Here is a 25,428-nt window from a genome sequence, read left to right as displayed (position 1 = left end):
AGCGCTGCCGCGCTGCTCGGGCAGCGGTACAAAACTTTGTTGGCTGCACGCTAATAATCTTTGTGCTTCGTCGCACCGATCTGAAGGGGTGATCCCGGGGGGGAATTGGTCTGTTTATAGGCCTGTTTGCGCCCGCCCGGTTTTTTGCGCTCAAGCGTCCAGTTTTTCTTTCAGCAGGGCATTGACCTGCTGCGGATTGGCTTTGCCCTTGGCCGCTTTCATGACCTGACCGACCAGCGCATTGAACGCTTTTTCCTTGCCGGCGCGGTATTCCGCCACGTTGGCGGGATTGGCGGCGAGCACCTCATCCACCAGACCGGCAATCGCGCCGCTGTCCGTGATTTGCTTTAAGCCCTGGGCTGCGATAACGCCGTCCGCGGTGGCTTGGGCATCGTTCCAGAGGACTTCGAACACCTTTTTGCCGATGTTGTTGGAAATGGTCTGGTCGACGATGCGTGCCACTAGGCCGCCCAGTTGCTGCGGTGTCAGCGGAGCTTGCGTGAAATCGAGGTTGTCTTTGTTCAGGCGGGCGGCGAGCTCGACCATCACCCAGTTGGCGCAGGGTTTGGCGGCCGCACTGCCGGCAGCGGCGACGGTGGCCTCGAAATAAGCGGCAATTTCCTGGCTGGCGGTGAGCGTGGTGGCATCGTAGGCGGAAAGGCCAAAGTCACCCATGAAACGTTGGCGCTTTTGTCCGGGCAATTCCGGCAGCGCGGCGCGCACGCGGTCAATCCAGTCGTCGCCGATGATGAGCGGCAAAAGGTCGGGGTCGGGAAAGTAGCGGTAATCGTGCGCGTCTTCCTTGCTGCGCATCATGCGCGTTTCGCCGCTGTCCGGATCAAATAACACGGTGGCTTGCTGAATGCTGCCGCCGTCTTCCAGGGTTTCGATTTGCCAGCGAATTTCGTATTCGATGGCTTCTTTCAGGTAACGGAAGGAATTGAGGTTTTTAATTTCGCGGCGCGTGCCGAGCGGCGCACCGGGGCGGCGCACGGAGACATTGGCGTCGCAGCGAAACGAGCCTTCCTGCATGTTGCCGTCGCAAATGCCGATCCAGCGAACCAGGGCATGCAGGGCGCGGGCGTAGGCGACGGCTTCGTCGGCCGATGACATATCCGGTTCGGTCACGATTTCCAAGAGCGGCGTGCCGGCGCGGTTGAGATCGATGCCGGATTTGCCGTGAAAATCCTCGTGCAGCGATTTGCCGGCATCCTCTTCGAGGTGGGCGCGGGTGAGGCGAATGGTCTTTTCGTAGGCTTGTTCGCCGCTGCCCACTTGTGCCGTCAGCGCGCCGCCCTGCACCACCGGCAGGTCGAACTGGCTGATTTGGTAACCCTTGGGCAGATCTGGGTAAAAGTAGTTTTTACGGGCAAAAACCGACTTTGGGGCAATCTGGGCATCGATAGCCAAACCAAAGCGAATGGCACATTCAACCGCCTGCCGGTTCAACACCGGCAGCACACCGGGAAAGGCCAGATCGATGGCGCTCGCCTGAGTATTTGGGGCAGCCCCGAAAGCCGTGGCAGCGCCGGAGAAAATTTTCGAGACGGTTGCAAGCTGCGCGTGCGTCTCAATGCCGATGACAACTTCCCACTGGTTCATGATGCGATCCGTTTTTCAGTGACAACGGCCGGTCTTGGCATCCACCACAACCGGCCAGAGGTAATCGAAAGCCTTGCCTTCGCAAACTTGCGGGCAGCTGTTGAAGGCAATGGTGACATCCTTGCCCTGCTCCCACATGCGTACCGTGCAGCCTTTTTCGCGCTTGTGACGCAGCAGGACTTGCGGCAGCTTGGCGTCCTGGGTGAATTCCTTGAGCGCAAACTGGCAGGCCCCCTGGCCCTTGATCTGGATGCGCGCCTCGAAATTTTTGACATCAGCGTCTTTTACCAGCAAATTCAAGCGCGTTTGCGTCCCGATCGCGTCACGATGCGTGCAGCGTGAGCGCACATTCAAAGCGCGCGTCGGCTGCGGTTGCAGGTTGCGGTTACGCAGATATTTGAGCGTGTCCTTACGAACCTGCGGCTTGACCTCTTCAACCGGCGGCGGCGGAGGCGGCGGCGGTTCCGGCTCGGGCTTGGGGGGCGTGCTGCAGGCCGCGAAGAAGAGGGCCGTACAAAAGGAAAACAAGCGTAAACGCATGATTTAATCGAGCCCCGCCGGGTGCTGCCGATGCCAGTCAGTGGCTTGCTGGTAGGCGTGCGCCGCGTTGAGCAGGCGGGCTTCAGCAAAATAGTTGCCAATCAGCTGCAAACCCACCGGCAGGCCATTGGCCAGGCCGCAGGGCAAGGACATGCCAGGCAGACCGGCGAGGTTGACGGCGATGGTGTAAATATCGAACAGATACATTTGCACCGGGTCGGCAATTTTTTCGCCAATGCGAAAAGCCGGCGTCGGCGCGGTGGGGCCGAGGATGATGTCGCACTGCGTGAAGGCAGCGGCGAAATCATGGGTGATCAGGCGGCGGATGCGCTGCGCTTGCAGGTAATAGGCATCGTAATATCCGTGCGAAAGCACATAGGTGCCGACCAGAATGCGCCGTTTGACTTCCTCGCCGAAAGCTTGTGAGCGCGATTTTTTGTACATGTCGTCCAGTCCGTCGTATTCCGGGGCGCGGTAACCAAAGCGCACGCCGTCGTAACGGCTTAAATTGGTGCTGGCCTCGGCCGAGGCAATGACGTAATAAACCGGCACGGCAAGGTCGGTATGGGGCAGGGAGACATCGACAAGGGTGGCCCCCAGTTTCTGGTAAGTCTGGATGGCCTCCTGTACGCCCGCCATGACCGCCGGATCGCAGCCGGGGCCGAAGAACTCCTTGGGTAGGCCGATGCGCAAACCGTGCAAAGGCTGTCCGAGCGCACGGGTGTAATCTTCCTGGGGGCGCTCCAGCGAGGTCGAATCGCGTTCATCGAAACCGGCCATGGCGCTCAACATCAGGGCGCAGTCTTCGGCGGTATGTGCCATGACCCCCCCCTGATCGAGCGAAGAAGCGTAAGCCACCATGCCATAACGGGAAACCACGCCATAGCTGGGTTTGATGCCCGTCAGGTTGCACATGCCCGCCGGCTGGCGGATGGAGCCGCCGGTATCGGTGGCGGTGGCGACCGGGGCAAGGCCTGCAGCGACGGCCGCCGCTGAACCGCCCGAAGAGCCACCGGCGACGCGCGCGGTATCCCAGGGGTTTTTCACCGCGCCGAAATACGAGGTTTCATTGGACGAACCCATGGCGAATTCGTCCATGTTGGCGCGCCCGACGCAGACCATGCCGGCCTCGGCATGCAGTTTGTGGATGACGGTGGCGTCATAGGGCGAAACGAAATCGGCGAGCATTTTCGATCCGCAGGTGGTGCGCCAGCCCTCTGCGCAGAACAGGTCTTTATGTGCGACAGGCAAACCTGTCAGCGGCCCAGCCGTACCGGCAGCGATGCGGGCGTCAGCAGCGCGGGCTTGATCCAGGGTTTTGTCGCGCTCGACGGTAATGAAAGCGTTGATTTCCGGGTTCAGGCGCTCGATGCGATCGAGATAATGACTGGCCAGCTCGACGCTGGAAACCGACTTGTCGGCAAGCGCGCGGGCAAGCTGCGCCAAGCTGGCAAAGCTGGAAAATTTCTGGCTCATTCGATCACCTTCGGTACCAGATAAAGCCCAGCTTCGGTTTCCGGGGCGCTGGCTTGATAGGCGGCGCGGCGATCTGGCTCGCTCACCCGGTCGGCGCGCAGGCGTTGGCAAACGTCTTGCGCATGCGCCATGGGTGTAATGCCGGTGGTATCGACAGCCTGCATCCGGGCGATCAGATCAAAAATGCCCTTGAGCTGGCCGCTGACGGCAGTGGCCTCTGTGTTGCTGATTTCCAGGCGGGCAAGCCGGGCAATCTGCTGAACCTGTTCCGATGAAAGCTGCATGAATTGTAAAAGCCGGTAAAAGAGGGTTTTGCAGTGCACAAAACCCGATGAAGGAAAGTTTTATAAGGTATCATAAAAGCTTTCTCAGCCGCACCCGACAGCGCAAAACGCGGAGCCTTAATTAGATGTTCGGTTTTCTCTCCAGATATTTCTCCAACGACCTCGCCATCGACCTGGGTACCGCCAATACCCTGATTTACGCCCAGGATCGTTCGATCGTCCTCAATGAACCCTCGGTTGTCGCCATTCGTCTCGAAGGCGGCCCCAACGCCAAAAAGACCATTCAGGCAGTGGGCAAAGAAGCCAAGGAAATGCTCGGCAAAGCGCCCGGCAGCATCACCGTCATCCGCCCGATGAAAGACGGCGTCATTGCTGACTTCACCGTCACCGAGCAGATGCTCAAACAGTTCATCAAGAAAACGCATGATTCCAAGCTGTTTTCGCCCAGCCCGCGCATCATCATCTGCGTGCCCTCGGGCTCTACCCAGGTCGAGCGCCGTGCCATTCGCGAATCGGCCTTGGGTGCCGGGGCCAGCCAGGTGTATTTGATCGAGGAACCCATGGCCGCCGCCATCGGTGCCGGTCTGCCGGTATCGGAAGCCACCGGTTCGATGGTGGTCGATATCGGTGGCGGCACCACCGAAGTCGGCGTCATCTCGCTGGGCGGCATGGTCTATGCCGGCTCGGTACGCGTGGGCGGCGACAAGCTCGATGAATCGATCAGCAATTACATCAGCCGCAATTACGGGATGATGATTGGCGAAAATACCGCCGAAAACATCAAGAAAAATATCGGCTCGGCCTTTCCCGGGGCGGAGGTCATGGAAATGGAAGTTTCCGGCATCAACAAGGCCGAAGGCATTCCGCGCAAATTCACGATTTCGTCGAACGAGATTCTGGAAGCCCTGACCGATCCGCTCAACCAGATCATTTCTGCAGTCAAGTCGGCGCTGGAAAAAACCCCGCCGGAGCTGGGTGCCGATATTGCCGAAAAGGGCATGGTGCTGACCGGCGGCGGCGCGCTCCTGCGCGATCTCGATCGTCTGCTCATGGAAGAAACCGGTTTGCCAGTGATCGTGGCGGATGATCCGCTCACCTGTGTCGCCCGTGGCTGCGGCTTGGCGCTGGAAAAGATCGACAAGCTCGGCAGTATTTTTGCTTCGGACTAAGGGCGTGTTTCTTTCGTCGTTCGCTGAGTAATTCCAATGGCCGGCACGCACAATACTTCGCCGCCTTTCTTCAAGAGAGGGCCAGCACCGCTGGCCCTTTTAACGTTTTATCTGGCGCTTTCTCTCGCTCTTTTCGTCATCGATCTGCGCCTGAAAACCCTGGACCCCTTGCGCCAGGCGGTGGCGGTGCTGACCGATCCCGTGCAGCGTGTCGCGCAGACGCCGGGGAGCCTGGTCGACCATGCACAGGATTATTTACGCGGCCTGAGCGATTTGCTGCGGGAAAACGAGCAGCTCAAGCAGACTCAGCTGCGCCTGGCCCCGGACCTTGCCCGTCTGGAGCACCTGGAAAACGAAAACGAGCGCCTGCGCAAGCTCTTGTCCGTCAAGGAGCGGGAAAAGGCTCAGGGTGAAGTGGCGCAGATCATGTATACGGCGCGCGATCCGTTTTCACATCGCGTCATCATCGACAAGGGCCAGCAATCTGGCATTACAGCGGGCCAGCCGGCGATCGATGAGGCCGGTGTGGTCGGTCAGGTGACGCGCGTGTTTCCGTTTTCTGCCGAAATCACCCTGATCACGGATAAAGATCAGACGGTGCCGGTGCAGGTGGTGCGCAGCGGCCAGCGCTCGGTGGTCTTCGGCCTGGGCGGCGGGGAACTCGAGTTGCGTTATTTACCGGCCAATGCGGACATCAAAGAAGGCGATTTGTTGGTCACTTCCGGCCTGGATGGTGTGTTTTTGCCTGGTTTCCCGGTGGCCCGGGTGCGCAGCATCGAACGCGAAAACTCCTACGCTTTCGCGCGCATTCGCTGCGAACCGCTGGCGGCAGTGGAAAACTTTGGCGAGGTTCTGGTGCTGGCACCACGCCAGCCGCTGCCGGCGCGCCCGGTGGACTCCGCTGGGCGCACAGGCAATACCGGCGTACCCGTGAAGGAAGAGAAGAAGTGATCCAGCCGACGTTCACCTCCTCGCGCATTTTGCTGCCGGTGCGCCCGGGCTTTATTTTTTTCAGCTTGAGTTTGGCGCTTTTGCTTAATTTTCTGCCGACGGCGCAATGGCCTGGCATACCTGACTGGCTGGCCTTGGTATTGGCCTTCTGGTGCATTCGTGAACCGCGTTATATCGGGATGGGCGGGGCATTTTTGCTCGGCTTGTGCATGGATGTCGCCGACGGTGCCGTGCTCGGCCAGCATAGCTTCGCCTATGTCTTGCTGGCCTATACGGCCACTCGCCAGTCTCGGCGCATTCTCTGGTTTCCATTGGCGCAGCAGGCCATTCAGGTACTGCCCATGCTTGCCGGAGCACAGCTTATTCAGTTGGTCTTGCGCTTTCTGGCCGGCGCAGAGTTTCCTGGCTGGGGTTTTTTGATCGGCCCTCTGCTGGCGACCTTGCTCTGGATTCCGCTGACCTATCTGTTACTTCTCCCGCAGTATCAGCCGGTTGAACACGATGCCAACCGGCCGCTGTAAGGGTTGTTGACCGTGAGTTTTCAGCATACCGAACAGGATCTGGACCGCTTTCGACGGCGCGTTCTCCTGAGCGGTTTTTTGGTGCTGGCGTGTTTTTCCCTGCTGTTTGCTCGCTTTTTTTACCTGCAGGTCATGCAGCATGAGTATTTTGCCACCCGCGCCGAGAGCAATCGCATTTCGCTCGCTCCGGTGATGCCCAATCGGGGCAATATCGTGGATCGTAACGGTGTCGTGCTGGCGCGCAATTACTCGGCGTTTACGCTGGAAATCGTGCCTTCAAAAACGATTGGTTTGGAAGAAACGATCGAGGGTTTAAGCGAGATCGTCGAAATTCAACATAAAGATCGGCGGCGTTTCAAACGCTTACTGGAGGAATCCAAAAACTTTGAATCGATCCCGATTCGTACCCGTTTGAGCGATGAAGAGGTTGCCCGCTTTGCGGCGCAACGCTATCGCTTTCCCGGTGTTGAGGTAAAGGCGCGTTTGTTCCGGCAATATCCGGAAGGGGCGCTGGCGGCGCACGCGATTGGTTACATCAGTCGTATCAACACGAAAGACAAGGAAAAAATTGAAGCCGATGAGCAGGAAGCCAACTACAAAGGCACCGAGCACATCGGCAAAATCGGCCTGGAAGCGCATTACGAATACGAATTGCACGGCACGCCCGGCTATGAGCAGGTGGAAGTGGATGCCGGCGGACGGGCCGTACGCGTGCTTTCGCAGACTGCGCCGACGCCGGGCAATAATCTCACCTTGACACTCGATGTCGGTCTACAGCGTATTGCCGAACAGGCCTTTGGCGGGCGGCGCGGCTCCCTGTCAGCAATCGATCCAAGTAACGGCGCAGTGCTGGCTCTGGTTTCCTCGCCCGCTTTTGATCCCAATCTGTTCGTCGATGGTATCCGCTTCGACGATTGGGACGAACTCAATAACCACCCGGACAAACCCCTGCTCAACCGGGCGATTTACAGCACTTATCCGCCCGGATCGACCTTCAAACCCTTGATGGCACTGGGTGCCCTGACGATGGGAAAACGCACGCCCTATCAGGCGATCAACGACCCGGGCTACTTCAACTTTGGCAACCGGCGTTTTATGGATGACAAGGTCGGCGGGCATGGTGTGGTGGATATGCACAAATCGATCGTGGTGTCTTGCAATACCTATTACTACGTCCTCGCCAACGATATGGGCATCGACAATATCGCGCGCTTCATGGGTAGCATCGGCTTGGGACAGCGCACCGGAATCGATATTCCCGGCGAAGCCAAGGGGATTTTGCCTTCGCCAGAATGGAAGCAGCAACGTTTCAAGAAGCGCGAACAACAGAAATGGTATTCCGGCGAAACTATTTCGGTCGGCATTGGCCAGGGCTATAACGCCTACTCCACCCTGCACATGGCGCATGCCTTGGCGAACATTCTCAATTACGGGAAGGTTTTTCGCCCGCACTTGGTGAGCCAGATCACCAATCCGACCTCGGGCGAAACGCGTCTGGTCGAAGCGCAGCCGATTCGCCAGGTTGCTCTGAAAAGCGAGCAGGTCGATTTCATCAAACGCGCCATGGCGGGTGTCGTGCAGGCCGGGACCGGGGCGCGCGCCTTTGCGGGTGCCCCCTATACCTCGGGCGGAAAAACCGGTACGGCGCAGGTATTTAGCTTGAAAAGTGGGCAAAAATACATCTCCGGCCAGTTGCGCGAGCGTTTGCGCGACCATTCCTGGTACATCGCTTTTGCGCCGGTCGATGCGCCAAAAATCGTCGTTGCGGTGATGGTTGAGAATGGCGGTTTCGGTGCTCAGTCGGCCGCCCCCATCGTGCGCCAGGTGTTCGATTATTACCTGGTCGGCCAACCGGCTGCGGGGCCGGCCGCCGAAGATGAGGCGGGCGAGGAGGAGCACGCTGAACACGAATTGATCGAGGGGCACGCACATGAAGTGGATTAAGGCGCAGTGGAAAGATACGCTGACCCACCTCGATCTGCCTTTGCTGTTGATCGTCAGCATTTTGAGTGGCATCGGCCTGGCAACCATTTATTCGGCGACCGCCAGCGATGGTTTCTGGAAAGTCGATCGGCAGATCATCAATATGCTGGGCGCACTGGTGGTGATGCTGACGGTGGCGCGCACGCCGCCGCAAACCATGATGCGCTACGCGGTGCCGCTCTATGTGCTGGGCGTACTGCTTTTGCTGGCAGTGGCTTTGTTCGGCATCGTGGTCAATGGCTCGCGGCGCTGGATTTCATTGATTTTTGTGCGCATCCAACCTTCCGAGATCATGAAGGTGGCGATGCCGATGATGCTCGCCTGGTATTTCCACAAGCATGAAAGCCTTTTGAAGCTGCGCCATTACGCCGTTGCTGCGCTCTTGCTGGCTGTGCCGGTGGCTTTCATTATCAAACAGCCGGATTTGGGGACCTCACTGCTCATTCTGGCTTCCGGGTTTTTCGTGATCTTTTTTGCCGGCCTGCCCTGGAAAGTCATGTTCGTCCTTGCTGCCGCCGCCGGCAGTGCGCTGCCGCTGGTGTGGACGATGTTGCACGATTATCAGCGCCGGCGCGTGCTGACTTTGCTCGACCCCAGCTCTGACCCCCTGGGCGCGGGGTATCACATCATTCAATCGACGATTGCCATCGGCTCCGGTGGCAGCCTGGGTAAGGGCTGGCTGAACGGCACCCAGACCCACCTTGAGTTCATCCCGGAAAAGCATACCGATTTCATTTTTGCGGTTTTCTCCGAGGAGTGGGGACTGGCCGGTAACGGGGTTTTGCTGCTGTTGTTTACCCTGCTGGTCGGGCGCGGTTTGATCATCACTGCCGCTGCGCCGACCATGTTTTCGCGCCTCTTGGCCGGGGCCGTGACCTTGACCCTCTTCATTTACGCTTTCGTCAATATGGGTATGGTCTCGGGTATCCTGCCGGTGGTCGGCGTACCCTTGCCCTTTGTCAGCTACGGCGGCACGGCGCTGATCACCTTGATGTTGGGCGTCGGTATTTTGATGAGCATACACAGCCATCGCATGTTGGTGAAAAAATGAACAAATCCTGGTTTTTTGTCGCTTGTTCGGCAATTTTTCTGGCCTCCTGTGGCAGCACGTCGCCCCCAGCAACACCATCCGCGCCGGCGGCGACAGCAAGTGCCAGTGCCGGCGGCAAAATCAGCAGCAAACGCCCAGGTGGTGGCGGTTATTACAAGGATGACGGCCCGGCCGACGATATTCCTGCCAACCTGGACCAGATTCCAGATGCGGTACCGCAGTGGGAGCCCCTGCATAAACCGGCGCTACGCCCTTACGAAGTGTTTGGCACGCGTTATGTGCCGCACACCAGCGTGCGTGCCTATAAAACGCGCGGTATCGCGAGCTGGTACGGCAAGAAATTCCACGGCCAGAAAACCTCGATCGGCGTGCCTTACGACATGTTCGCCATGACCGCTGCGCACCCCACACTGGCGCTACCGTCCTATGTGCGGGTGACGCGCCTCGATACGGGGAAAAGCGTGGTTGTCCGGGTGATCGATCGCGGGCCGTTCCATGCGGATCGGGTCATTGACCTGTCTTATACCGCTGCGCATAAACTGGGCTTGATTCAAAACGGCAGCGGTCAGGTCGAAGTCGAGGCAATCATTCCGTCGGCGGGAGAAACAGTGGCTTACGCGCAGCTTGCACCGCCCCCCGTGGCGCAAGCCACCGCGCCAGCGCCGCAGGTTGAAAACCGCCTGCCGCCCGGCATCTATCTGCAACTGGGGGCGTTTGCCAATGCCGACAATGCGGACAACCTGAAGCGCCATCTCGAGCGCGAGCTGGATTGGCTGGGTGAGCGCATGCACATCGTGCGCAACCCACCGCTGCACCGCGTGCAGTTAGGTCCCTACGCCGAACGGGCGGCAGCCGAAGCAGTGGCGGCGCGCATTCAACAGGCCGTGGGCTACAAACCCTCGATCCTTACACGCTGAGTGCGGCGCGGCGCAGCGGGAAAAACAGCAGCGGTATAAATCGTTCGCCCCGAGCTTGGCGCAGGGCGTGGGCGAATCGTATCAGCCAGGCAAATCGACCCAGGCGCTGACGATGTTGCCGCGCCCGCTGTATTCGAGGTGGGAAAAACTGGTGGCGCGCGCCATGGCGATGCCCCGGCCGTTGGCGTCGAAGGCACGTTCTGGATCGAAATCGAGGTAATTCGCCCAGGCAAAACCTGCCCCTTGATCGACGATGCGAAACACGAGGTGCTGCGGGTGGCGCTCCAGGGTAATCAGGGCTTGCCGGTTGCGATACTGCGGCAGCGCCAAACGACGGCGAATTTCCTCTTCCCAGCCGCCCTCCCATTTGAGCTCGGCTTTTTCTTCGTAGCTGATACCCAGATTACCGTGTTCAATGGCATTGACCATCAATTCCGAAAGCCCCGGCGCGACCCGGTCAGGCTCCGGGCAAAGCGCAGCGAGCATGGGGACGAGGGCGGAAACATCGGGCAGGCTGGCAAAGCGGTATTGCGCGTTGACCAGGAGTTTTTGCACTTCTCTTTGGCTGCTTTCCAAGCGCGCCGCATGTTCGCGCAGCGCGGCGCGTGCGGCGCGATCATCGAGCGCGGCATGGACGATGGAAAGCAGGGCTGCCGGAGAGCTCGGTTTGGTCAGGTAGTAATGCGCCCCCGCCGCGAGCCCTTGGCGCACTTCTTCTGGCGTGTCGGCGGCGGTTTGCATGATGACCGGCAATTCGGCATGACGGGGATCGGCGTGCAGACGCTGGAGAAAGGCCAACCCATCCAGCCCGGGCATGTTGCGGTCGAGAATGAGCAGGGAAAAATTGCTGTCCGCCGCGCTCAAGCGCTGCCATGCTTGTTCGGCATCGGTAAACTTTTCCAGACAAAAGCCTTCCGGCAGGAGACATTGCTCGGCCAGAAGCAAGCTGATGGGCTCATCGTCGACGAGCAAAATAGTTTTTTTGTGCATGCAAAAAGCCGGACTGAGCGGCGTCAAACGTCGCTTGTGTTGGCGCTTGTATTGGGTTTTCAGCATCCTAGCATGTCTTCTCGTTTGATACGGATCAATGGCCGTGAGTACGAGCTGGCTATACTCGAGACTTCCCATTTTTGCCTGACGCCCATGCCTGCTTTGCCTGATCTCATCTGCCCAGCCGGCAGCCTGCCTGCGCTGAAAACAGCGGTGGACCACGGGGCGGACGCCGTGTATCTCGGTTTCAAGAATGACACCAATGCGCGCAATTTTGCGGGGCTGAATTTCGATCAAAAAAGCATGGTCGAAGGCATCCGCTATGCCCATGCCAAGGGGCGGGAAATTTTGCTGGCCATCAACACCTTTGCCCAGGCTGGGCGGGTGATGGATTGGCAAAAATCGATCGATGCCGCCGTCGATCTCGGCGTCGATGCCATTATTTTGGCCGATGTCGGGCTACTGGCTTACGCGGCCAACAAATACCCGCAGCAGCGCCTGCATTTGTCGGTGCAGGGTTCGGCAACGAGCTATGAAGCGATCAATTTTTGCCAGCGCGAATTTGGCGTGCGCCGCGCCGTGCTGCCACGTGTGCTGACCTTGGCGCAGGTCGAGCATGTGATCAAAAATACCACGGTGGAAATCGAAATTTTCGGTTTTGGCAGCCTGTGTGTGATGAATGAAGGGCGTTGCTGGTTGTCTTCCTACGCCTGTGGCGAATCGCCCAATACGGTGGGTGCCTGCTCGCCAGCCAAATACGTCAAATGGGACAAGCAGCCGGGGGTGATGGAAACCCGCCTGAACGGCATTCTCATCGACCGTTTCAACGATGACGAACCGGCCGGATACCCCACTTTGTGCAAAGGTCGCTTCGATGTGCAAGGCGAAACCTATTACGCACTGGAAGAGCCGACCAGCCTGAACGTGCTGGAAATTTTGCCGGAAATTCTCAATATCGGTGTGCGCGCCATCAAGGTTGAAGGCCGTCAGCGCAGCCCGGCCTATGTGGCGCAAGTCACCCGCACCTTGCGCGCGGCGCTCGACAGCCTGCGCGATGCGCACGAGCGTTACCACGTCAAGCCGGCCTGGCAGGCGGAACTGGCCAAGGTGTCCGAAGGCAACCAGGCGACCTTGGGCGCCTACAACCGCCCCTGGCGCTGATTTTTTTGCCCCATTTACCCTGATGAAACTATCTCTCGGCCCCCTGTTGTACTTCTGGCCCAAGGCTGAAGTGCTTGAGTTTTATTCCGAAATTGCCTGCAATCCGGCAATCGACGTCGTGTACGTTGGTGAAGTGGTTTGCTCCCGCCGGCAGCAGCTGCGCACCACCGACTGGATCGGCCTGGCGCGCGACCTGAGCGATGCCGGCAAGGAAGTTGTCGTGTCGGCGCAGGCCTTGCTCGAATCCGAGAGCGACCTGAAAGCCTTGCGCCGCATCGTCGATGAAGCGGGCTGCAAGCTTGAAGCCAACGATCTGGGGGCGATCAATCTAGTATCTGGCCAGCCCTTCGTCGCCGGGCCGCACCTCAATATCTATAACGAAGCCACGCTCGCCACTTTCGCCCGCTACGGCATGTGCCGCTGGGTGCCGCCGCTGGAAGCTGGGCGCACGATGATCGAACAACTGCACCAAAGCCGCCCGAGCGGCGTCGAAACCGAGGTGTTCGTTTTTGGCAAATTGCCGCTCGCCTTTTCTGCCCGCTGTTTCACCGCCCGGCATTACAACTTGAACAAGGACGATTGCCAGTTCAAGTGTCTGGACCACGATGAAGGGCTGACCTTACGCACGCGTGAAGGGCAGGATTTTCTGACGATCAACGGCATTCAGACCATGTCGGCGCAGACCTATTGCCTGTTGCAAGAAATGCCGAGCCTGCGCGCCATAGGAGTCGATCTCGTGCGTATCAGCCCGCAGAAATCGCATATGTCGGCCATTATCGCCGCCTTTGACAGCGCCCGCCGGGGCGAACCCGCCTCTGTCGATAGTCAGGCCTGGAGCACCAGCGGGCTGGTCGATGGTTACTGGTTTGGTGATGCGGGAATTGCCGACCATCACAACCGTGCCCTGCAACAATTAGGAGCCGATGCATGAACCAGAATTTCAGTATCCCCCGTTTTCGCCTGCCAGATTTCGTTGCCCGCCTCGGACAAAAACTGCCGCAGTGGCCGCACACCCTTGTCTTGATTGGCGCACTCAATGCCGCTCTGAAATTACGTTTATTGCCGGAAAGCGAGCTTGCCCTGCTGGAAGACAAATTATTTCGCGTGCGCGTTCTCGACACCGGCGGTGAGGCGACCTATACCTTCCGCGACGGGCTGTTTCGCCCGGTATTTCAAGCGCCGCGCGAACCGGACCTGGCCTTTGCGGCGAATTTATCCGCTTATCTGCAGCTCTTGGCGCGGCAAGAAGATCCGGACACCTTGTTTTTCAATCGCGAACTGGAAATTACCGGCGACACCGAGCTCGGCCTGATCGTCAAAAACATGCTCGATGCGGTGGAGTGGCCGCGTTTGCCGCAGTTGCCACAGCTGTTGAATCGGCACTGATCGGGGGAGCACACCGGCTTGTCGGCCGGGGTTCATGCGCAACAATTTGGCAGGGAAAGCAAAACCCTGCCAAATTTTCTTAGAACCGCAGGCCTGATAGCCTGTAGCGAGTCATGTCGCGAGTCAGTGGCCGCCGGCAGTTCAATTACCCGGTTCAGTAATAAAAATTTCTACCCGGCGATTTTGTGCGCGCCCTTGCGCTGTGGCGTTATCGGCGAGCGGTTCGCGCGAACCGCGGCCGTCGACGTTGATACGACTGCTGGCCACGCCGCGCGGCACTAGGTAATCGCGCACGGCGCTCGCACGATTGAGTGACAGCGGATTATTGACCGCATCGGAGCCGGAGGCATCGGTATGGCCGATGATGGCAACCTGGGTGACCGGGTGTTGCGCCAGGCTGTTGGCCAGTTTATCGAGTACCGGACGCAGATTGGGTTTGATCGCAGCGCTGCCGGAATCGAAGGAAACATCGCTGGGAATCTCGATTTTCAGGCGGTTGTCCTGGGTCTGAGAGACTTCAATACCCGTGCCCTGAGTGGCTTGCTGCATGGCGGCTTCTTGCTCCTGCATGCGTTTCGACCATAGGTAGCCGCCGCCGGCACCCAGGGCTGCCCCAGCGGCAGCGCCAATGGCGGCACCCTTGCCACGGTCTTTCTTGCTGGCGGTGGCGGCACCGATCACCGCCCCCGCTGCAGCGCCAATCGCTGCGCCAGTGCCGGTTTTGCGCTGCGTGTCGTCCATGTTGGCACAACCGGAAAGCACGGTGGACAGCGCCAGCGTGACGGCACAAAGAGGGATGAGGGGGTTTTTCATATTCGTTTCTCCTGAGGGGCTGAAGGCGGGTTTCAGCGTAACACCCTCACTGCACCAGAGCGTGTTTTTGCTTGTAACGAAAGGAAAAAGCGGCTTTACAAATGTCGCTAACCGGCGACAAAGGGCGTTAAAAAAGCGGGCCGCAGCCCGCTTGCTATCTGTTGCGCGTCAGCTTATGCTTTTTTCTGCGTGTCCAGACGGAACTTGACGAAAGCCCCCGGTGCCGCTTCGATCACCTTCAGTGCGCCCGCATCGGCTTTGCGCGCTTTGACCTGGGCGTTGCCACCGGGCAGGGTGGTCAGCCAGTTTTGCCAGTGCGTCCACCACGAACCGGCTTGCTGCGTCGCCCCGGCAAGGAAGTCTTCCGGGCTTTCCGGCAGCTTGCCGTCGGTGGCCTCGTTGATCCAGTAGCCGTATTTGTTGGCGGCCGGCGGGTTGACGATGCCGGCGATGTGGCCGGAGCCACCCAGCACGAACTTGGTCGGGCCGGAGGGCAGGCGCGCGCCCATGTAGGTGCTCTTCCACGGCGCGATGTGGTCTTCGACGGTGGAGATGAAATAGCACGGCGTTTTGACCTTGCTGATGTCGATCTTGACGCCGCCCAGGGTCAGGCCGCCCGGTTCCTTGAGCAGGTTGGCCAGGTACATGTTGCGCAGGTAGTAGCTGTGCATGGCTGCCGGCATGCGGGTGGAGTCGGAGTTCCAGTAGAGCAGGTCGAAGGGGAAGGGATCCTTGCCCATCAGGTAGTTATTCACCACGAAGGACCAGATCAGGTCATTGGCGCGCAGCATGTTGAAGGTGCCGGCCATTTCCGATCCTTCGAGGAAGCCGCGCTCGGCCATTTTCTTTTCCAGGCCGCTGACCGCACCTTCGTCGAGGAAAACACCCAATTCGCCTGGCTCAGAGAAATCGAGCATGGTGGTGAAGAAGGTGGCGGAATTGACGCGCTTGTCTTTTTTGGCGGTGAGATAGGCCAAGGTGGTCATCAAGAGCGTGCCGCCGAGGCAGTAGCCGGCCATGTTCACGCTGTCTTCACCGGTTTGCTTGCAGACCTGGTTGATCGCCTCGACCGAACCTTCGAGCAGGTAATGCTCGAAGGATTTTTCGGCCAGCTTTTCATCCGGGTTGACCCAGGACATGATGAAGGTGGTGTGACCTTGGCTGGTCGCCCAGTTCACCATCGAGTTCTTTTCGCGCAGATCGAGGATGTAGTACTTGTTGATCCAGGGCGGCACGATCAAAAGCGGTTTTTTGTACTGGTCCGGCGTCTGCGGATCGTACTGGATGAGCTGGAACAGGTCGTTCTGGAAGATCACCTTGCCCGGCGTGGTGGCGACGTTCTTGCCCATTTCGAAGGCATTGGTGTCGGTCATGCGGATGCGCAACTGGCCGTCGCCCGCCTCCATGTCTTGCAGAAGATTGTTGAGGCCCTTGATCAGATTTTGGCCGTTACTTTTCACCGTTTCACGGAAAACTTCCGGATTGGTCATGGCAAAGTTGGACGGCGACAGGGCATCGATGTACTGGCGGGTGAAGAAATTGACCTTCTGCTGCGTCGGCTCATCCAGACCTTCGGTGCAGCACACGGTGTCGTGGATGTGGCGGGCGGCGATGAGGTAGGACTGCTTCATGAAGTCGAACAGGAAATGTTCTTCCCACTCCACATCTTTGAAGCGCTTGTCATCTTTTTTGGGCGCTGCGACGGGCGATGCGTTGGGCATGCCCATCATTTTCATCATGGAACCTTGCCAGAGCGAGAAATAATCCCACATCATGTTCATCTGCGTTTGTGCCAGCTTGTAGGGGTTGGCGAGCAGGCGGGCCGAGAGGTCCATGAAAGCGCGGGCGACACCCAGTTCATCGCTGGGGACATCGACCCCTTCTTGCGCTTTTTTCTCCATGAACTGGCCGATCAAACGCGAAGCGCGCTGGGCGACTTCGGCGTAGGTCTTTGCCATTTCGGCCGGGTTGGGCAAATTGGCCCCGACTTCTTCGGTTTTTTGTGACATTTATTGACTCCTCTGTCAGTGGGTCGCGCCTGATGGATTCGGGCACGAATAGCGAATTATCCCGGCGGCGTCGGTGTGGCGCAATAAGCGTCCCCGTTGCGTCAGGTGGTTGAGATGGGCGATGGCTTCGCCCATGGCAAACATGGTCTGGTGGGTATCAAGCGTGCGCCCAAAGAGCGCATCGAGCAGATCTGCCGCCGGGAGCGGCGCACCAGCGCAGGCTTTTTCCAAGGCACACAGGCGTTCGGCGTGGTGCGCGACAAGCTCGGCGACCCGTGCATGCACGCCGGTGAACGGCCTGCCGTGGGAGGGCAGGACCAGGGTGTCCGCCGGCAGCTGTTCGGCCATTTCGGTGAGTGAAGCGAGATACCAGGCGAGCGCGTCAGCCTCCGGAGTGGCGGCAAAAACGCTGATATTGGTCGAAATGCGCGGCAAGAGCATGTCGCCGGAAATGAACAATTTTTGCCCCGGGCAATGCAAGGCGAGGTGCTCCGGGGCATGCCCGTAGCCGATCAGCACATCCCAGCGCTGGCCGTTGATCATTAGGCTGTCGCCCGCTTTCAGGCGTTGGTAATGCGTGGGCAAGCCAGGCACGGCTTTGCGGTAGCCCGAGCCGCGCTGGGCGAATTTATCGAGTTTGTCTTGCGCCAGACCGTGCTGACGAAACTGCTCCACCATGAAGCGCGCGCCATGCCCGCCGACCTCGTGCCAGACTGCGTGCGCGGTGAGAAATTCACCGCTGCTCATCCACAGCGATGCGCCGGTTTCAGCGAGCAGCCAGTCGGCCAGGCCGAGATGGTCGGGGTGAAAGTGCGTGACGACAAGGCGCGTGACCGGGCCATCGAGCTTACGCAAAATTTGCTGCCAGGTGGCACGAACGTCATCATCCGGAAACCCTGTGTCGACAATGCACCAACCCTCGCCGTCGCGCAAAAGCCATAAATTGACGTGGTCGAGCTGGAAAGGCAGCGGCATGCGCAGCCAGAAAACGTCTTTGGCAACGGCGAACAATTCGCCGGCAGCGGGGGTTTCGGAAAATGGATATTTTATCGACATAAAAACAAGAGGCCATTGCAGGCAAGGCAGCTGAACAAGTTACCATAGGCCTCGAAATTGAAGAATTTTTCTGTTGCGCCGGAATTTTACGCTTGCAATTCAGTAACAATGCGCAGCAAGCCCGCATCGTAATTTTGAGGAACCGCCATGCCCGCATCTCCTGCGTTGTGCACCATTTCTGACCTCGCGCGCGATTTTTCCATTACGCCGCGCACCATCCGTTTTTGGGAAGATCACGGCATTCTCGCGCCGCAGCGTGAAAGCGGCAAACGCGTGTTTTCTCGGCGCGACCGGGCACGTTTGAAAATGGCCTTGCGCGGCAAACGCCTCGGTTTGAGTCTGGCGGAAATCAAAGACCTGATCGGCATGTACAACTCCACCGAAGATGAAACACCGCAGCTCATCGAGTGTATGCGCATCATGGAAAAGCGCCGTTTGGCCTTGGTGCAGCAGCGCGAAGACATCGAAGCCATGCTCGCTGAAATCGCGCAGTTCGAAGCGCAGTGCCGGCAAGAAGTGCGGCGCCGGGAAGTGATCGCTGAGCGTGGGCAAAACTGAATGCATTTTTTTGCTTGCTGAGTTGACGTTAACGTCAACGTAACGTATTTTTCCACCTGACCAAGGAGTTTTCATGCCCACCCATACCCCTGATTTTGCCGCACGCGTACGCGCCAGTTTTGCCTTGCAGCACGCCATGGACCTCATTCATGCCAGCCTGCCCCTGGTCGAGCCCGGGCACACGGAAATTCATGTGCCGCACTGGGAAGGCATCGAGCAACAGCACGGTTTCGTGCACGGCGGCGTGGTGGGCATGATTGCGGACTCTGCCGCTGGCTATGCGGCGATGAGCGTCGTGCCGGAAGATGCTTCCGTGCTGACCGTGGAATACAAAATGAATCTGCTGGCCCCGGCAGATGGCGAAAAACTCATCGCGCGCGGCAAGGTCGTGCGCCCCGGGCGTACCCTGATCGTGACGCAGGCCGAAGTTTTTGCACTGAAAAATGGCCAGGAAAAACTCTGCGCCTTGATGCAGCAAACCATTATGGTCATGCACGGCAAGGCAGAAAAATAAGTTTTCAAACCGTAAGTCAAGATAACAACACTGGAGACAAACCGATGAACATCCCTAGCCTTAATTTCGCCCTTGGCGAAGATATCGATGCCTTGCGCGATGCCGTGCGAGCCTTTGCCAGCGCCGAAATCGCCCCGCGCGCGGCAGAAATCGACCGGGTCAACGAATTTCCCGCAGACCTATGGCGCAAATTCGGTGACATGGGCCTTTTGGGCATGACGGCCGGTGAGGAATACGGCGGCACGAACATGGGCTACCTCGCCCACATCATCGCCCTCGAAGAAATTTCGCGCGCCTCGGCCTCGGTCGGCCTGTCTTATGGGGCGCATTCCAATTTGTGTGTCAATCAGATTCGCCGCAACGGCAGCGCCGGGCAAAAGGAAAAATACCTGCCCAAGCTGATTTCCGGCGAACACGTCGGCGCGCTCGCCATGAGCGAACCCAATGCCGGTTCCGATGTGGTTTCGATGAAGCTGAAAGCCGAGAAAAAAGGCGACCGTTACGTTTTGAACGGCGCCAAAATGTGGATTACCAACGGCGGCGACGCCGATACCTTGGTGGTTTACGCCAAAACCGATGCTGCTGCCGGAGCGAAAGGCATGACGGCATTCATCGTTGAAAAAGGTTTCCCAGGCTTTAGCCACGGCAGCCACCTCGACAAGCTGGGCATGCGCGGCTCCAACACCTTTCCGCTGTATTTCGACGATTGCGAGGTCCCGGAAGAAAACGTGCTGGGCGGCGTCGGCAACGGCACCAAGGTGCTGATGTCCGGGCTGGACTACGAGCGTGCCGTGCTCTGCGGCGGGCCGCTCGGCATCATGGCCGCCTGCATGGACGTGGTCGTGCCTTATCTGCACGAGCGCAAGCAGTTCGGTCAGGCGATCGGTGAATTCCAGTTGATGCAAGGCAAGGTGGCCGATATGTACTCCACCTGGCAGGCGACACGCGCCTATGTTTACGCCGTGGGTCGCGCCTGCGATGCCGCTGACCACGCACGCACTCTGCGCAAGGATGCGGCCGGAGCGATTCTTTATTCGGCAGAAAAAGCCACCTGGATGGCCGGCGAGACGATCCAAACCCTGGGTGGGGTCGGCTACACCAACGAATACTCGGCTGGGCGGCTGTGGCGCGATGCCAAGTTGTACGAAATTGGGGCGGGCACCAGTGAAATTCGCCGCATGCTGATTGGTCGCGAACTCATGGCAGAAACGCGGTGAAGGGCAGCGCGGGAAGGCTGCGGGTAAAATGCCGCATTTGCGCAACCGCGCAGATGCAGATCCGCGCTGCCGGCCGCCAGGCACAGGCAGGGCAAACCGGAGTCTCCCGCGTATGAATTTCAAACTGCGCATTCTCGGTCCTGAGGACCAGGCAGCCCTCGAGCAGGTCCGCCAGTATTTCCGCAATTACGCCGCCTGGTTAGGCGTTGATTTGTCTTATCAGCATTTTGACGAAGACATGGCTTCTTTGCCTGCGCCCTACGACGGGGCGCAGGGACGCCTCTTTTTCGCTGAAATCAACGGCGAAGCCGCCGGTTGCGTAGGTATCCGCCCCGCCCCCGAAAGCGAAGGTGTATGCGAGATGAAGCGCCTTTATGTCACGCCGGAAAAGCGCGGCTGCGGCGTCGGCCGGCGTTTGGCCATGGCGGCGATCAAGGCGGCGAAGGAGTTGGGTTATCGCCGTTTGTTGGTCGACACCCTGCCCAATATGCGTTTGGCGGTGAAGCTGTATCGTGAATTGGGTTTCAACGAAGCGCCAAACTATTACCAAACCCCGGTGGAAGGGGCCATTTTCCTTGCGCTCGATCTCGATAACTGGTCGGAAGAAGAAATTCGCAACGAAAATCTTTGCCACCTCTTCGACTTTAACCGCGCCTGGGCACGCCAAATGCAGGAAGTCGATCCGGGTTACTTCAATCGCCTGGCCGATTTGCAGGCTCCGGAATTTCTTTGGATCGGCTGTTCCGATTCGCGCGTACCGGCCAACCAGATCGTCGGTCTTTTGCCGGGCGAAGTTTTCGTACACCGCAACGTCGCCAATCTGGTGGTGCACACCGATTTGAACTGTCTTTCCGTCATTCAGTACGCCATTGACGTGCTGAAAGTAAAGCACATCATGGTCGTGGGTCACTATGGTTGCGGCGGCGTTACTGCCGCATTGCAGAAAAAGCGTGTCGGCATTGCCGATTTTTGGCTGCACAACGTGCATCAGGTGATCAATCTGCATCAGGAGCTGGTGGATGGCACACCAGAACACGCGCGCATCGATCGTCTGTGCGAAGTGAATGTGCTCGAACAGGTGGTCAGCCTGTGTAATACACCCGTCGTACAGGACGCTTGGGCGCGGGCGCAAAACCTTACCGTACATGGCTGGATCTACGGTTTGAAAGACGGCTTGATGCATGATTTGGGCATTACCGTCGATCAGCCAGGCGATCTTGCGCCGCGTTACCAGGCGGCTTTACGCGCCCTGGAAGACAAAAACCTTTCCCTCAACCCACAATAAAATCGCAGGAGTTACACAGCATGAATGATCCTATCGTCATCGTTTCCGCCGCCCGCACCGCCATGGGCAGCTTTCAAGGGGGCTTTTCCGGCCTGACCGCCGCCAATCTGGGCGCGGAAGCGATTAAAGCCGCCATTGCCCGCGCCGGCATCGACGCCAATTTAATTGAAGAAGTGCTCATGGGCTGCGTGCTGCAAGCCGGCCAGGGCCAGGCCCCGGCGCGGCAAGCCGCCCTGCAGGCCGGCCTGCCGCTGTCTGCCGGTTGCGCCACCATCCACAAGGTCTGCGGCTCCGCCATGAAGGCCACCATGCTCGGCCACGACGGCATTCTCGCCGGCTCTTACGGCGCGGCCGTGGTCGGCGGCATGGAGTCGATGACCAATGCCCCCTACCTGCTGCCGAAAGCACGCGGCGGCTATCGTCTCGGCCACGGCCAGATGTTCGACCATATGTTCATGGACGGCCTGGAAGACGCCTACAGCAAGGAAACGCGCGGTCGCCTGATGGGCACCTTCGCCGAAGAATGCGCCGAAGCCTACGGTTTCACCCGCGAAGCGCAGGACGCCTACGCCGTGCAATCGACCCAGCGCGCCATTGCGGCAAGCAACGACGGCTCCTTCGATTGGGAAATCGCACCGGTCACGGTGACTGGCCGCAAGGGCGAAGTGACGATCGCCAAAGACGAAGGCCCCTTCTCCGTCAACATCGACAAAATCCCGACCCTGAAACCGGCTTTCAAGAAGGACGGCACGGTGACGCCGGCCAATTCCTCCTCGATTTCTGACGGCGCGGCGGCCCTCGTTCTGATGCGCGCTTCGCAAGCCGAGAAGTTCGGCCTCAACCCGCTCGCCCGTATCGTCGGCCACACCACGCACGCCGGGGTGCCGGCCAAATTCCCCTCGGCTCCGGTCGGCTCGATCGAAAAGCTCTTTGCCAAAACCGGCTGGACGGCAGATTCGGTGGATCTCTACGAAGTCAACGAAGCCTTCGCCGTAGTCGCCATGGCCGCTTTGCACGATCTGAAGCTCGATCCGGCCAAGGTCAACGTGCATGGCGGCGCTTGCGCCCTGGGCCACCCGATTGGTGCGTCCGGCGCACGCATTCTGGTGACCTTGCTCGGCGCGCTGCGTAAATACGGCAAAAAGCGCGGTGTCGCTTCCCTGTGCATCGGCGGCGGCGAAGCCACGGCGATGGCGGTGGAGCTTTTCTAAGTGCCGGTGGAATCCCGCTCCCTGACCTACCTGAAATTGCTGATTGCCATGGCAATGTGGGGCGGCACCTGGGTGGCTGGGCGAGTCATCGTCCAGGAACTGAGCGCGCCGCTCATCGTCAATGCCCTGCGTTTTCTGCTCGCCGGTGTGGTGATCGGCATCAGCATGCTGGCGGCCGGGCAGACGATTCCGCTGCCAAGCAGCCGCGAGGATTGGTTGCTGATCTGGGGGCTGGGATTCTTCGGTATTTTTCTTTACGGCATGTGTTTTTTCTTCGGCCTGCAGCACATCACTGCCGGCCGGGGAGCACTGGTGGTGGCGCTCAATCCGGTGGCGATCATTGTCGTCGCCTGGCTCAGCGGCAAGGAGAAAATGAGTGCACCGCGCGCCGCAGGTTGCCTGATCGCGTTTTTAGGCTGCCTGACCGTGATTGGCAATGGCGATCCCTGGGCGCTTATGCACGGCGCGGTAGGTCTGGGCGAGTATTTGATTCTCGGCTGCGTTGCCGCCTGGACCACTTACACCTTCATCGGCTGGCGCAGCACGCGACGTTTTTCGGCGCAAGCCACCACGCTTTACGCTTCGTTTACCGGTGCCGCCCTGCTGGGTCTGGTCGCACTCTGGCAGGGTGATGTTGCTGTCGGCGAGTGGTCTTGGCGCGTCTGGGCGGGCTTGTTGTTTCTGGCAATTTGCGGCACGGCCATTGCCTACACCTGGTTTACTGCCGCTGTGCAGCAGATCGGGGCCGGCAAAACCTCTGTCTTCATCAATCTGGTGCCGGTATTTGCCGTCTTGCAGGCCGCCTGGCTGCTCGATGAGCGTGTCAGCTGGGCAGTTTTGTTCGGCGGCGCGCTGGTCATTGCCGGCGTCTTGCTGAGCACCGTACAAAAAACTTTTTCTTTGGAGAAAACAGCATGATTCTGACATCCGAACAAGAAATGATCCGTGATTCCATGCGCGCCTTCGCGCAGGAGCGCCTCGCTCCCTTCGCCGCCGAATGGGACAAGACCCACGCCTTCCCCGCCGAAGCCCTGAAGGAGCTCGGCGAACTCGGAGCGATGGGCATGGTGGTGCCGGAAGAATGGGACGGCGCCGGCATGGATTACATGTCGCTCGTGCTCACCCTGGAAGAAATCGCCGCCGGCGACGGCGCGACGTCCACCATCGTCAGCGTGCAGAACTCGCTGGCCTGCGGCATCACGCAAAAATACGGCAGCGATGCGCAAAAGGAAGAATGGCTGAAGCCCTTGGCGCGTGGCGAAAAACTCGGCTGCTTCTGCCTCACCGAACCGCACACCGGCTCGGACGCCGCCGCCATCACCACCCGCGCCGACCGCGATGGTGACTATTTCGTCCTGAACGGCGTCAAGCAGTTCATCACCACCGGCAAGCACGCCCATATGGCGATTGTTTTTGCTGTCACCGACAAGGCCGCCGGCAAGAAGGGCATTTCCTGCTTCCTGATCCCGACCGCCACGCCTGGCTTCATCGTGGGCCGCACTGAGGACAAGATGGGCCAGCACGCCTCCGATACCGTGCAGATCATTCTCGAAAACTGCCGCGTGCCGGCTTCCGCCCTGCTCGGCAAAGAAGGCGAAGGCTACAAGATCGCCCTGTCCAATCTGGAAGCCGGCCGCATCGGCATCGCCGCCCAGAGCATCGGCATGGCCCGCGCCGCCTTTGAAGCCGCCGTGCGCTACGCCAAGGAGCGCGTCACTTTCGGCGTGCCGATCATCGAGCATCAGGCGGTCAACTTCAAACTCGCCGACATGAACACCCTGCTCGATGCCGCCCGCCTCATGGTCTGGCGCGCCGCCCAGCTGAAGGACGCCGGCAAGCCCTGCCTCAAGGAAGCCTCGATGGCCAAGATGTTCGCCTCCGAAGCCGCCGAGAAAATCGCCTCGGACGCCATCCAGATCCACGGCGGCGTCGGCTACACCAGCGATTTTCCGGTCGAGCGCATCTACCGCGACGTGCGCATTTCGCAGATCTACGAAGGCGCAAACGACATCCAGCGCCTCGTCATCGGGCGCAGCATTGCCGCCGAATAAAGTCGTGTCACGGTCGGCGGGCAAAGCCACGGTAACAACGCCCGTCGACCGTAACGAGGAGAAAAGCAGCATGAAGGCGCAGATGCCCATCGATTTCTGGTTCGATTTCTCCAGCCCCTACGGCTACCTGATGAGCGAGAAAATCGACGCCCTCGCCGCCCGGTATGGCCGTGCGGTGCGCTGGCATCCGATCCTGCTCGGCGTCATCTTCCAGGCGACCGGCGCGCGTCCGCCGGTCGATGGCGCGAGCAGCCGTGCGTCTTACATGCACAACGATTTCCACCGTTCGGCGCGACACATGGGCATCCCGTACAAGCCGCCGAGCCGCTTCCCGCTGCCGACGCAGCACGCCGCCCGCGCCTTCTACTGGCTGCAAGAGCAAGATGCAGTGCTGGCCCGGCAATTCGCCCACGCCGTCTATCGTGCCTTCTTCGTGGACGACCGCGACATCTCGTCGCCCGACACGGTGCTCGACATCGCCGCCCGCCTCGGCATCGACCGCGCCGCGCTGGCCGCTGCGCTACAGGACGCGGCGCTCAAGGCCCGGCTCAAGGACGCCTGCGATCAGGCGCTGGCCCTCGGCGTCTTCGGCTCGCCGCACGTCATCATCGACGGCGAACCCTTCTTCGGCGCCGACCGCCTGCCGCAGATCGAGCGTTGGCTGGAAAGCGGCGGATTCTGAA

General features: G+C 59.4%; 25 protein-coding genes. 17 read left to right on the top strand and 8 right to left on the bottom strand.

The window, feature by feature from the left end; all coding sequences use genetic code 11:
* Nucleotides 1–150: 150 nt before the first annotated feature.
* Genes gatB through gatC form a run of 4 tightly spaced genes read right to left on the bottom strand, consistent with a single transcriptional unit; the run spans nt 151 to nt 3,902 of the window.
* The gene (gene gatB / locus ACM62Q_RS00845) at nt 151–1,602 is read right to left on the bottom strand and encodes an Asp-tRNA(Asn)/Glu-tRNA(Gln) amidotransferase subunit GatB (protein WP_415033078.1); all 1,452 of its coding nucleotides are present in this window, start codon (nt 1,600–1,602) and stop codon (nt 151–153) included.
* A gap of 15 nt (nt 1,603–1,617) precedes the next feature.
* Nucleotides 1,618–2,142, bottom strand: coding sequence for a hypothetical protein (locus ACM62Q_RS00840; RefSeq protein WP_415033077.1), 525 nt, complete (start codon nt 2,140–2,142; stop codon nt 1,618–1,620).
* Between the two features lie 3 nt (nt 2,143–2,145).
* Nucleotides 2,146–3,618: an Asp-tRNA(Asn)/Glu-tRNA(Gln) amidotransferase subunit GatA gene (gene gatA / locus ACM62Q_RS00835; RefSeq protein WP_415033076.1), complete on the bottom strand. Its 1,473-nt coding sequence runs from the start codon at nt 3,616–3,618 to the stop codon at nt 2,146–2,148.
* Nucleotides 3,615–3,902 (bottom strand): Asp-tRNA(Asn)/Glu-tRNA(Gln) amidotransferase subunit GatC, encoded by a 288-nt coding sequence (gene gatC, locus ACM62Q_RS00830; protein ID WP_415033075.1) that lies wholly within the window; start codon nt 3,900–3,902, stop codon nt 3,615–3,617. Before gatC ends, gatA begins: the two co-directional genes overlap by 4 nt.
* A 125-nt stretch (nt 3,903–4,027) precedes the next feature.
* On the opposite strand from gatC, the gene ACM62Q_RS00825 reads away from it, so the two are divergent.
* Genes ACM62Q_RS00825 through ACM62Q_RS00800 form a run of 6 tightly spaced genes read left to right on the top strand, consistent with a single transcriptional unit; the run spans nt 4,028 to nt 10,494 of the window.
* On the top strand, nt 4,028–5,071 hold the full coding sequence (locus ACM62Q_RS00825; RefSeq protein ID WP_415033074.1) for a rod shape-determining protein: 1,044 nt from the start codon (nt 4,028–4,030) through the stop codon (nt 5,069–5,071).
* A 36-nt stretch (nt 5,072–5,107) separates the two neighbouring features.
* Nucleotides 5,108–6,022, top strand: coding sequence for a rod shape-determining protein MreC (gene mreC, locus ACM62Q_RS00820; protein WP_415033073.1), 915 nt, complete (start codon nt 5,108–5,110; stop codon nt 6,020–6,022).
* Nucleotides 6,022–6,543 (top strand): rod shape-determining protein MreD, encoded by a 522-nt coding sequence (mreD, locus tag ACM62Q_RS00815; RefSeq protein ID WP_415033140.1) that lies wholly within the window; start codon nt 6,022–6,024, stop codon nt 6,541–6,543. The genes mreC and mreD overlap by 1 nt, the downstream gene beginning before the upstream one ends.
* A 12-nt stretch (nt 6,544–6,555) precedes the next feature.
* Nucleotides 6,556–8,487: a penicillin-binding protein 2 gene (gene mrdA, locus ACM62Q_RS00810; RefSeq protein ID WP_415033072.1), complete on the top strand. Its 1,932-nt coding sequence runs from the start codon at nt 6,556–6,558 to the stop codon at nt 8,485–8,487.
* Nucleotides 8,474–9,577 carry a rod shape-determining protein RodA gene (gene rodA, locus ACM62Q_RS00805; protein ID WP_415033071.1) on the top strand — a complete coding sequence of 368 codons (1,104 nt, stop codon included), beginning with the start codon at nt 8,474–8,476 and terminating at the stop codon, nt 9,575–9,577. The genes mrdA and rodA overlap by 14 nt, the downstream gene beginning before the upstream one ends.
* Complete coding sequence (locus ACM62Q_RS00800) at nt 9,574–10,494, top strand: septal ring lytic transglycosylase RlpA family protein (protein ID WP_415033070.1); 921 nt, start codon at nt 9,574–9,576, stop codon at nt 10,492–10,494. The genes rodA and ACM62Q_RS00800 overlap by 4 nt, the downstream gene beginning before the upstream one ends.
* 81 nt (nt 10,495–10,575) lie before the next feature.
* Here ACM62Q_RS00800 and ACM62Q_RS00795 read toward each other — a convergent pair whose 3' ends face one another.
* Complete coding sequence (locus ACM62Q_RS00795; protein WP_415033069.1) at nt 10,576–11,484, bottom strand: response regulator; 909 nt, start codon at nt 11,482–11,484, stop codon at nt 10,576–10,578.
* 153 nt (nt 11,485–11,637) lie between these two features.
* Between ACM62Q_RS00795 and ubiU the strand changes: the two genes are divergently transcribed.
* From ubiU to ubiT, 3 genes are read left to right on the top strand one after another with little or no spacing between them, the layout of a single operon-like run.
* A complete protein-coding gene (gene ubiU, locus ACM62Q_RS00790) occupies nt 11,638–12,645 on the top strand; it encodes a ubiquinone anaerobic biosynthesis protein UbiU (RefSeq protein WP_415033139.1) in 1,008 nt (335 codons plus the stop codon).
* Nucleotides 12,646–12,667: 22 nt separating this feature from the next.
* On the top strand, nt 12,668–13,576 hold the full coding sequence (locus ACM62Q_RS00785; RefSeq protein ID WP_415033068.1) for a U32 family peptidase: 909 nt from the start codon (nt 12,668–12,670) through the stop codon (nt 13,574–13,576).
* Complete coding sequence (ubiT, locus tag ACM62Q_RS00780) at nt 13,573–14,031, top strand: ubiquinone anaerobic biosynthesis accessory factor UbiT (protein ID WP_415033067.1); 459 nt, start codon at nt 13,573–13,575, stop codon at nt 14,029–14,031. The genes ACM62Q_RS00785 and ubiT overlap by 4 nt, the downstream gene beginning before the upstream one ends.
* 141 nt (nt 14,032–14,172) lie before the next feature.
* Here the strand turns inward: ubiT and ACM62Q_RS00775 are convergent, their stop codons facing one another.
* The 3 genes from ACM62Q_RS00775 to ACM62Q_RS00765 form a co-directional block, all read right to left on the bottom strand.
* Nucleotides 14,173–14,844: an OmpA family protein gene (locus tag ACM62Q_RS00775; RefSeq protein ID WP_415033066.1), complete on the bottom strand. Its 672-nt coding sequence runs from the start codon at nt 14,842–14,844 to the stop codon at nt 14,173–14,175.
* Nucleotides 14,845–15,017: 173 nt separating this feature from the next.
* Nucleotides 15,018–16,853 (bottom strand): PHA/PHB synthase family protein, encoded by a 1,836-nt coding sequence (locus ACM62Q_RS00770; RefSeq protein ID WP_415033065.1) that lies wholly within the window; start codon nt 16,851–16,853, stop codon nt 15,018–15,020.
* Nucleotides 16,854–16,868: 15 nt separating this feature from the next.
* Complete coding sequence (locus ACM62Q_RS00765) at nt 16,869–17,909, bottom strand: MBL fold metallo-hydrolase (protein ID WP_415033064.1); 1,041 nt, start codon at nt 17,907–17,909, stop codon at nt 16,869–16,871.
* A 147-nt stretch (nt 17,910–18,056) separates the two neighbouring features.
* Between ACM62Q_RS00765 and ACM62Q_RS00760 the strand changes: the two genes are divergently transcribed.
* The 8 genes from ACM62Q_RS00760 (at nt 18,057) to ACM62Q_RS00725 (ending at nt 25,427) form a co-directional block, all read left to right on the top strand.
* Nucleotides 18,057–18,467: a MerR family transcriptional regulator gene (locus tag ACM62Q_RS00760; RefSeq protein ID WP_415033063.1), complete on the top strand. Its 411-nt coding sequence runs from the start codon at nt 18,057–18,059 to the stop codon at nt 18,465–18,467.
* A gap of 73 nt (nt 18,468–18,540) precedes the next feature.
* A complete protein-coding gene (locus ACM62Q_RS00755; RefSeq protein WP_415033062.1) occupies nt 18,541–18,981 on the top strand; it encodes a PaaI family thioesterase in 441 nt (146 codons plus the stop codon).
* Between the two features lie 44 nt (nt 18,982–19,025).
* The gene (locus tag ACM62Q_RS00750) at nt 19,026–20,198 is read left to right on the top strand and encodes an isovaleryl-CoA dehydrogenase (protein ID WP_415033061.1); all 1,173 of its coding nucleotides are present in this window, start codon (nt 19,026–19,028) and stop codon (nt 20,196–20,198) included.
* Nucleotides 20,199–20,310: 112 nt separating this feature from the next.
* Nucleotides 20,311–21,483, top strand: coding sequence for a carbonate dehydratase (gene can, locus ACM62Q_RS00745; RefSeq protein ID WP_415033060.1), 1,173 nt, complete (start codon nt 20,311–20,313; stop codon nt 21,481–21,483).
* A 20-nt stretch (nt 21,484–21,503) separates the two neighbouring features.
* Nucleotides 21,504–22,694: an acetyl-CoA C-acyltransferase gene (locus ACM62Q_RS00740; RefSeq protein WP_415033059.1), complete on the top strand. Its 1,191-nt coding sequence runs from the start codon at nt 21,504–21,506 to the stop codon at nt 22,692–22,694.
* Nucleotides 22,695–23,612 carry a DMT family transporter gene (locus ACM62Q_RS00735; RefSeq protein WP_415033058.1) on the top strand — a complete coding sequence of 306 codons (918 nt, stop codon included), beginning with the start codon at nt 22,695–22,697 and terminating at the stop codon, nt 23,610–23,612. It begins immediately after the preceding gene.
* Nucleotides 23,609–24,745 carry an acyl-CoA dehydrogenase gene (locus tag ACM62Q_RS00730; RefSeq protein ID WP_415033057.1) on the top strand — a complete coding sequence of 379 codons (1,137 nt, stop codon included), beginning with the start codon at nt 23,609–23,611 and terminating at the stop codon, nt 24,743–24,745. Before ACM62Q_RS00735 ends, ACM62Q_RS00730 begins: the two co-directional genes overlap by 4 nt.
* 70 nt (nt 24,746–24,815) lie before the next feature.
* Nucleotides 24,816–25,427 carry a 2-hydroxychromene-2-carboxylate isomerase gene (locus ACM62Q_RS00725; protein ID WP_415033056.1) on the top strand — a complete coding sequence of 204 codons (612 nt, stop codon included), beginning with the start codon at nt 24,816–24,818 and terminating at the stop codon, nt 25,425–25,427.
* Nucleotide 25,428: the final 1 nt, after the last annotated feature.

The organism is Azonexus sp. (assembly GCF_047638095.1).
Taxonomy (GTDB): Bacteria; Pseudomonadota; Gammaproteobacteria; order Burkholderiales; family Rhodocyclaceae; genus Azonexus.
Note: the sequence above shows the minus strand (reverse complement) of the source record. Positions and strands in the feature narration are given on the sequence as shown.

What these genes read in the sequence shown, in the direction of transcription:
- gatB (WP_415033078.1), bottom strand. Translation starts at nt 1,602, where the DNA reads ATGAACCAGTGGGAAGTTGTCATCGGCATTGAGACGCACGCGCAGCTT.
- ACM62Q_RS00840 (WP_415033077.1), bottom strand. Translation starts at nt 2,142, where the DNA reads ATGCGTTTACGCTTGTTTTCCTTTTGTACGGCCCTCTTCTTCGCGGCC.
- gatA (WP_415033076.1), bottom strand. Translation starts at nt 3,618, where the DNA reads ATGAGCCAGAAATTTTCCAGCTTTGCCAGCTTGGCGCAGCTTGCCCGC.
- gatC (WP_415033075.1), bottom strand. Translation starts at nt 3,902, where the DNA reads ATGCAGCTTTCATCGGAACAGGTTCAGCAGATTGCCCGGCTTGCCCGC.
- ACM62Q_RS00825 (WP_415033074.1), top strand. Translation starts at nt 4,028, where the DNA reads ATGTTCGGTTTTCTCTCCAGATATTTCTCCAACGACCTCGCCATCGAC.
- mreC (WP_415033073.1), top strand. Translation starts at nt 5,108, where the DNA reads ATGGCCGGCACGCACAATACTTCGCCGCCTTTCTTCAAGAGAGGGCCA.
- rodA (WP_415033071.1), top strand. Translation starts at nt 8,474, where the DNA reads ATGAAGTGGATTAAGGCGCAGTGGAAAGATACGCTGACCCACCTCGAT.
- ACM62Q_RS00800 (WP_415033070.1), top strand. Translation starts at nt 9,574, where the DNA reads ATGAACAAATCCTGGTTTTTTGTCGCTTGTTCGGCAATTTTTCTGGCC.
- ACM62Q_RS00795 (WP_415033069.1), bottom strand. Translation starts at nt 11,484, where the DNA reads ATGCACAAAAAAACTATTTTGCTCGTCGACGATGAGCCCATCAGCTTG.
- ubiU (WP_415033139.1), top strand. Translation starts at nt 11,638, where the DNA reads ATGCCTGCTTTGCCTGATCTCATCTGCCCAGCCGGCAGCCTGCCTGCG.
- ACM62Q_RS00785 (WP_415033068.1), top strand. Translation starts at nt 12,668, where the DNA reads ATGAAACTATCTCTCGGCCCCCTGTTGTACTTCTGGCCCAAGGCTGAA.
- ubiT (WP_415033067.1), top strand. Translation starts at nt 13,573, where the DNA reads ATGAACCAGAATTTCAGTATCCCCCGTTTTCGCCTGCCAGATTTCGTT.
- ACM62Q_RS00775 (WP_415033066.1), bottom strand. Translation starts at nt 14,844, where the DNA reads ATGAAAAACCCCCTCATCCCTCTTTGTGCCGTCACGCTGGCGCTGTCC.
- ACM62Q_RS00770 (WP_415033065.1), bottom strand. Translation starts at nt 16,853, where the DNA reads ATGTCACAAAAAACCGAAGAAGTCGGGGCCAATTTGCCCAACCCGGCC.
- ACM62Q_RS00765 (WP_415033064.1), bottom strand. Translation starts at nt 17,909, where the DNA reads ATGTCGATAAAATATCCATTTTCCGAAACCCCCGCTGCCGGCGAATTG.
- ACM62Q_RS00760 (WP_415033063.1), top strand. Translation starts at nt 18,057, where the DNA reads ATGCCCGCATCTCCTGCGTTGTGCACCATTTCTGACCTCGCGCGCGAT.
- ACM62Q_RS00755 (WP_415033062.1), top strand. Translation starts at nt 18,541, where the DNA reads ATGCCCACCCATACCCCTGATTTTGCCGCACGCGTACGCGCCAGTTTT.
- ACM62Q_RS00750 (WP_415033061.1), top strand. Translation starts at nt 19,026, where the DNA reads ATGAACATCCCTAGCCTTAATTTCGCCCTTGGCGAAGATATCGATGCC.
- can (WP_415033060.1), top strand. Translation starts at nt 20,311, where the DNA reads ATGAATTTCAAACTGCGCATTCTCGGTCCTGAGGACCAGGCAGCCCTC.
- ACM62Q_RS00740 (WP_415033059.1), top strand. Translation starts at nt 21,504, where the DNA reads ATGAATGATCCTATCGTCATCGTTTCCGCCGCCCGCACCGCCATGGGC.
- ACM62Q_RS00730 (WP_415033057.1), top strand. Translation starts at nt 23,609, where the DNA reads ATGATTCTGACATCCGAACAAGAAATGATCCGTGATTCCATGCGCGCC.
- ACM62Q_RS00725 (WP_415033056.1), top strand. Translation starts at nt 24,816, where the DNA reads ATGAAGGCGCAGATGCCCATCGATTTCTGGTTCGATTTCTCCAGCCCC.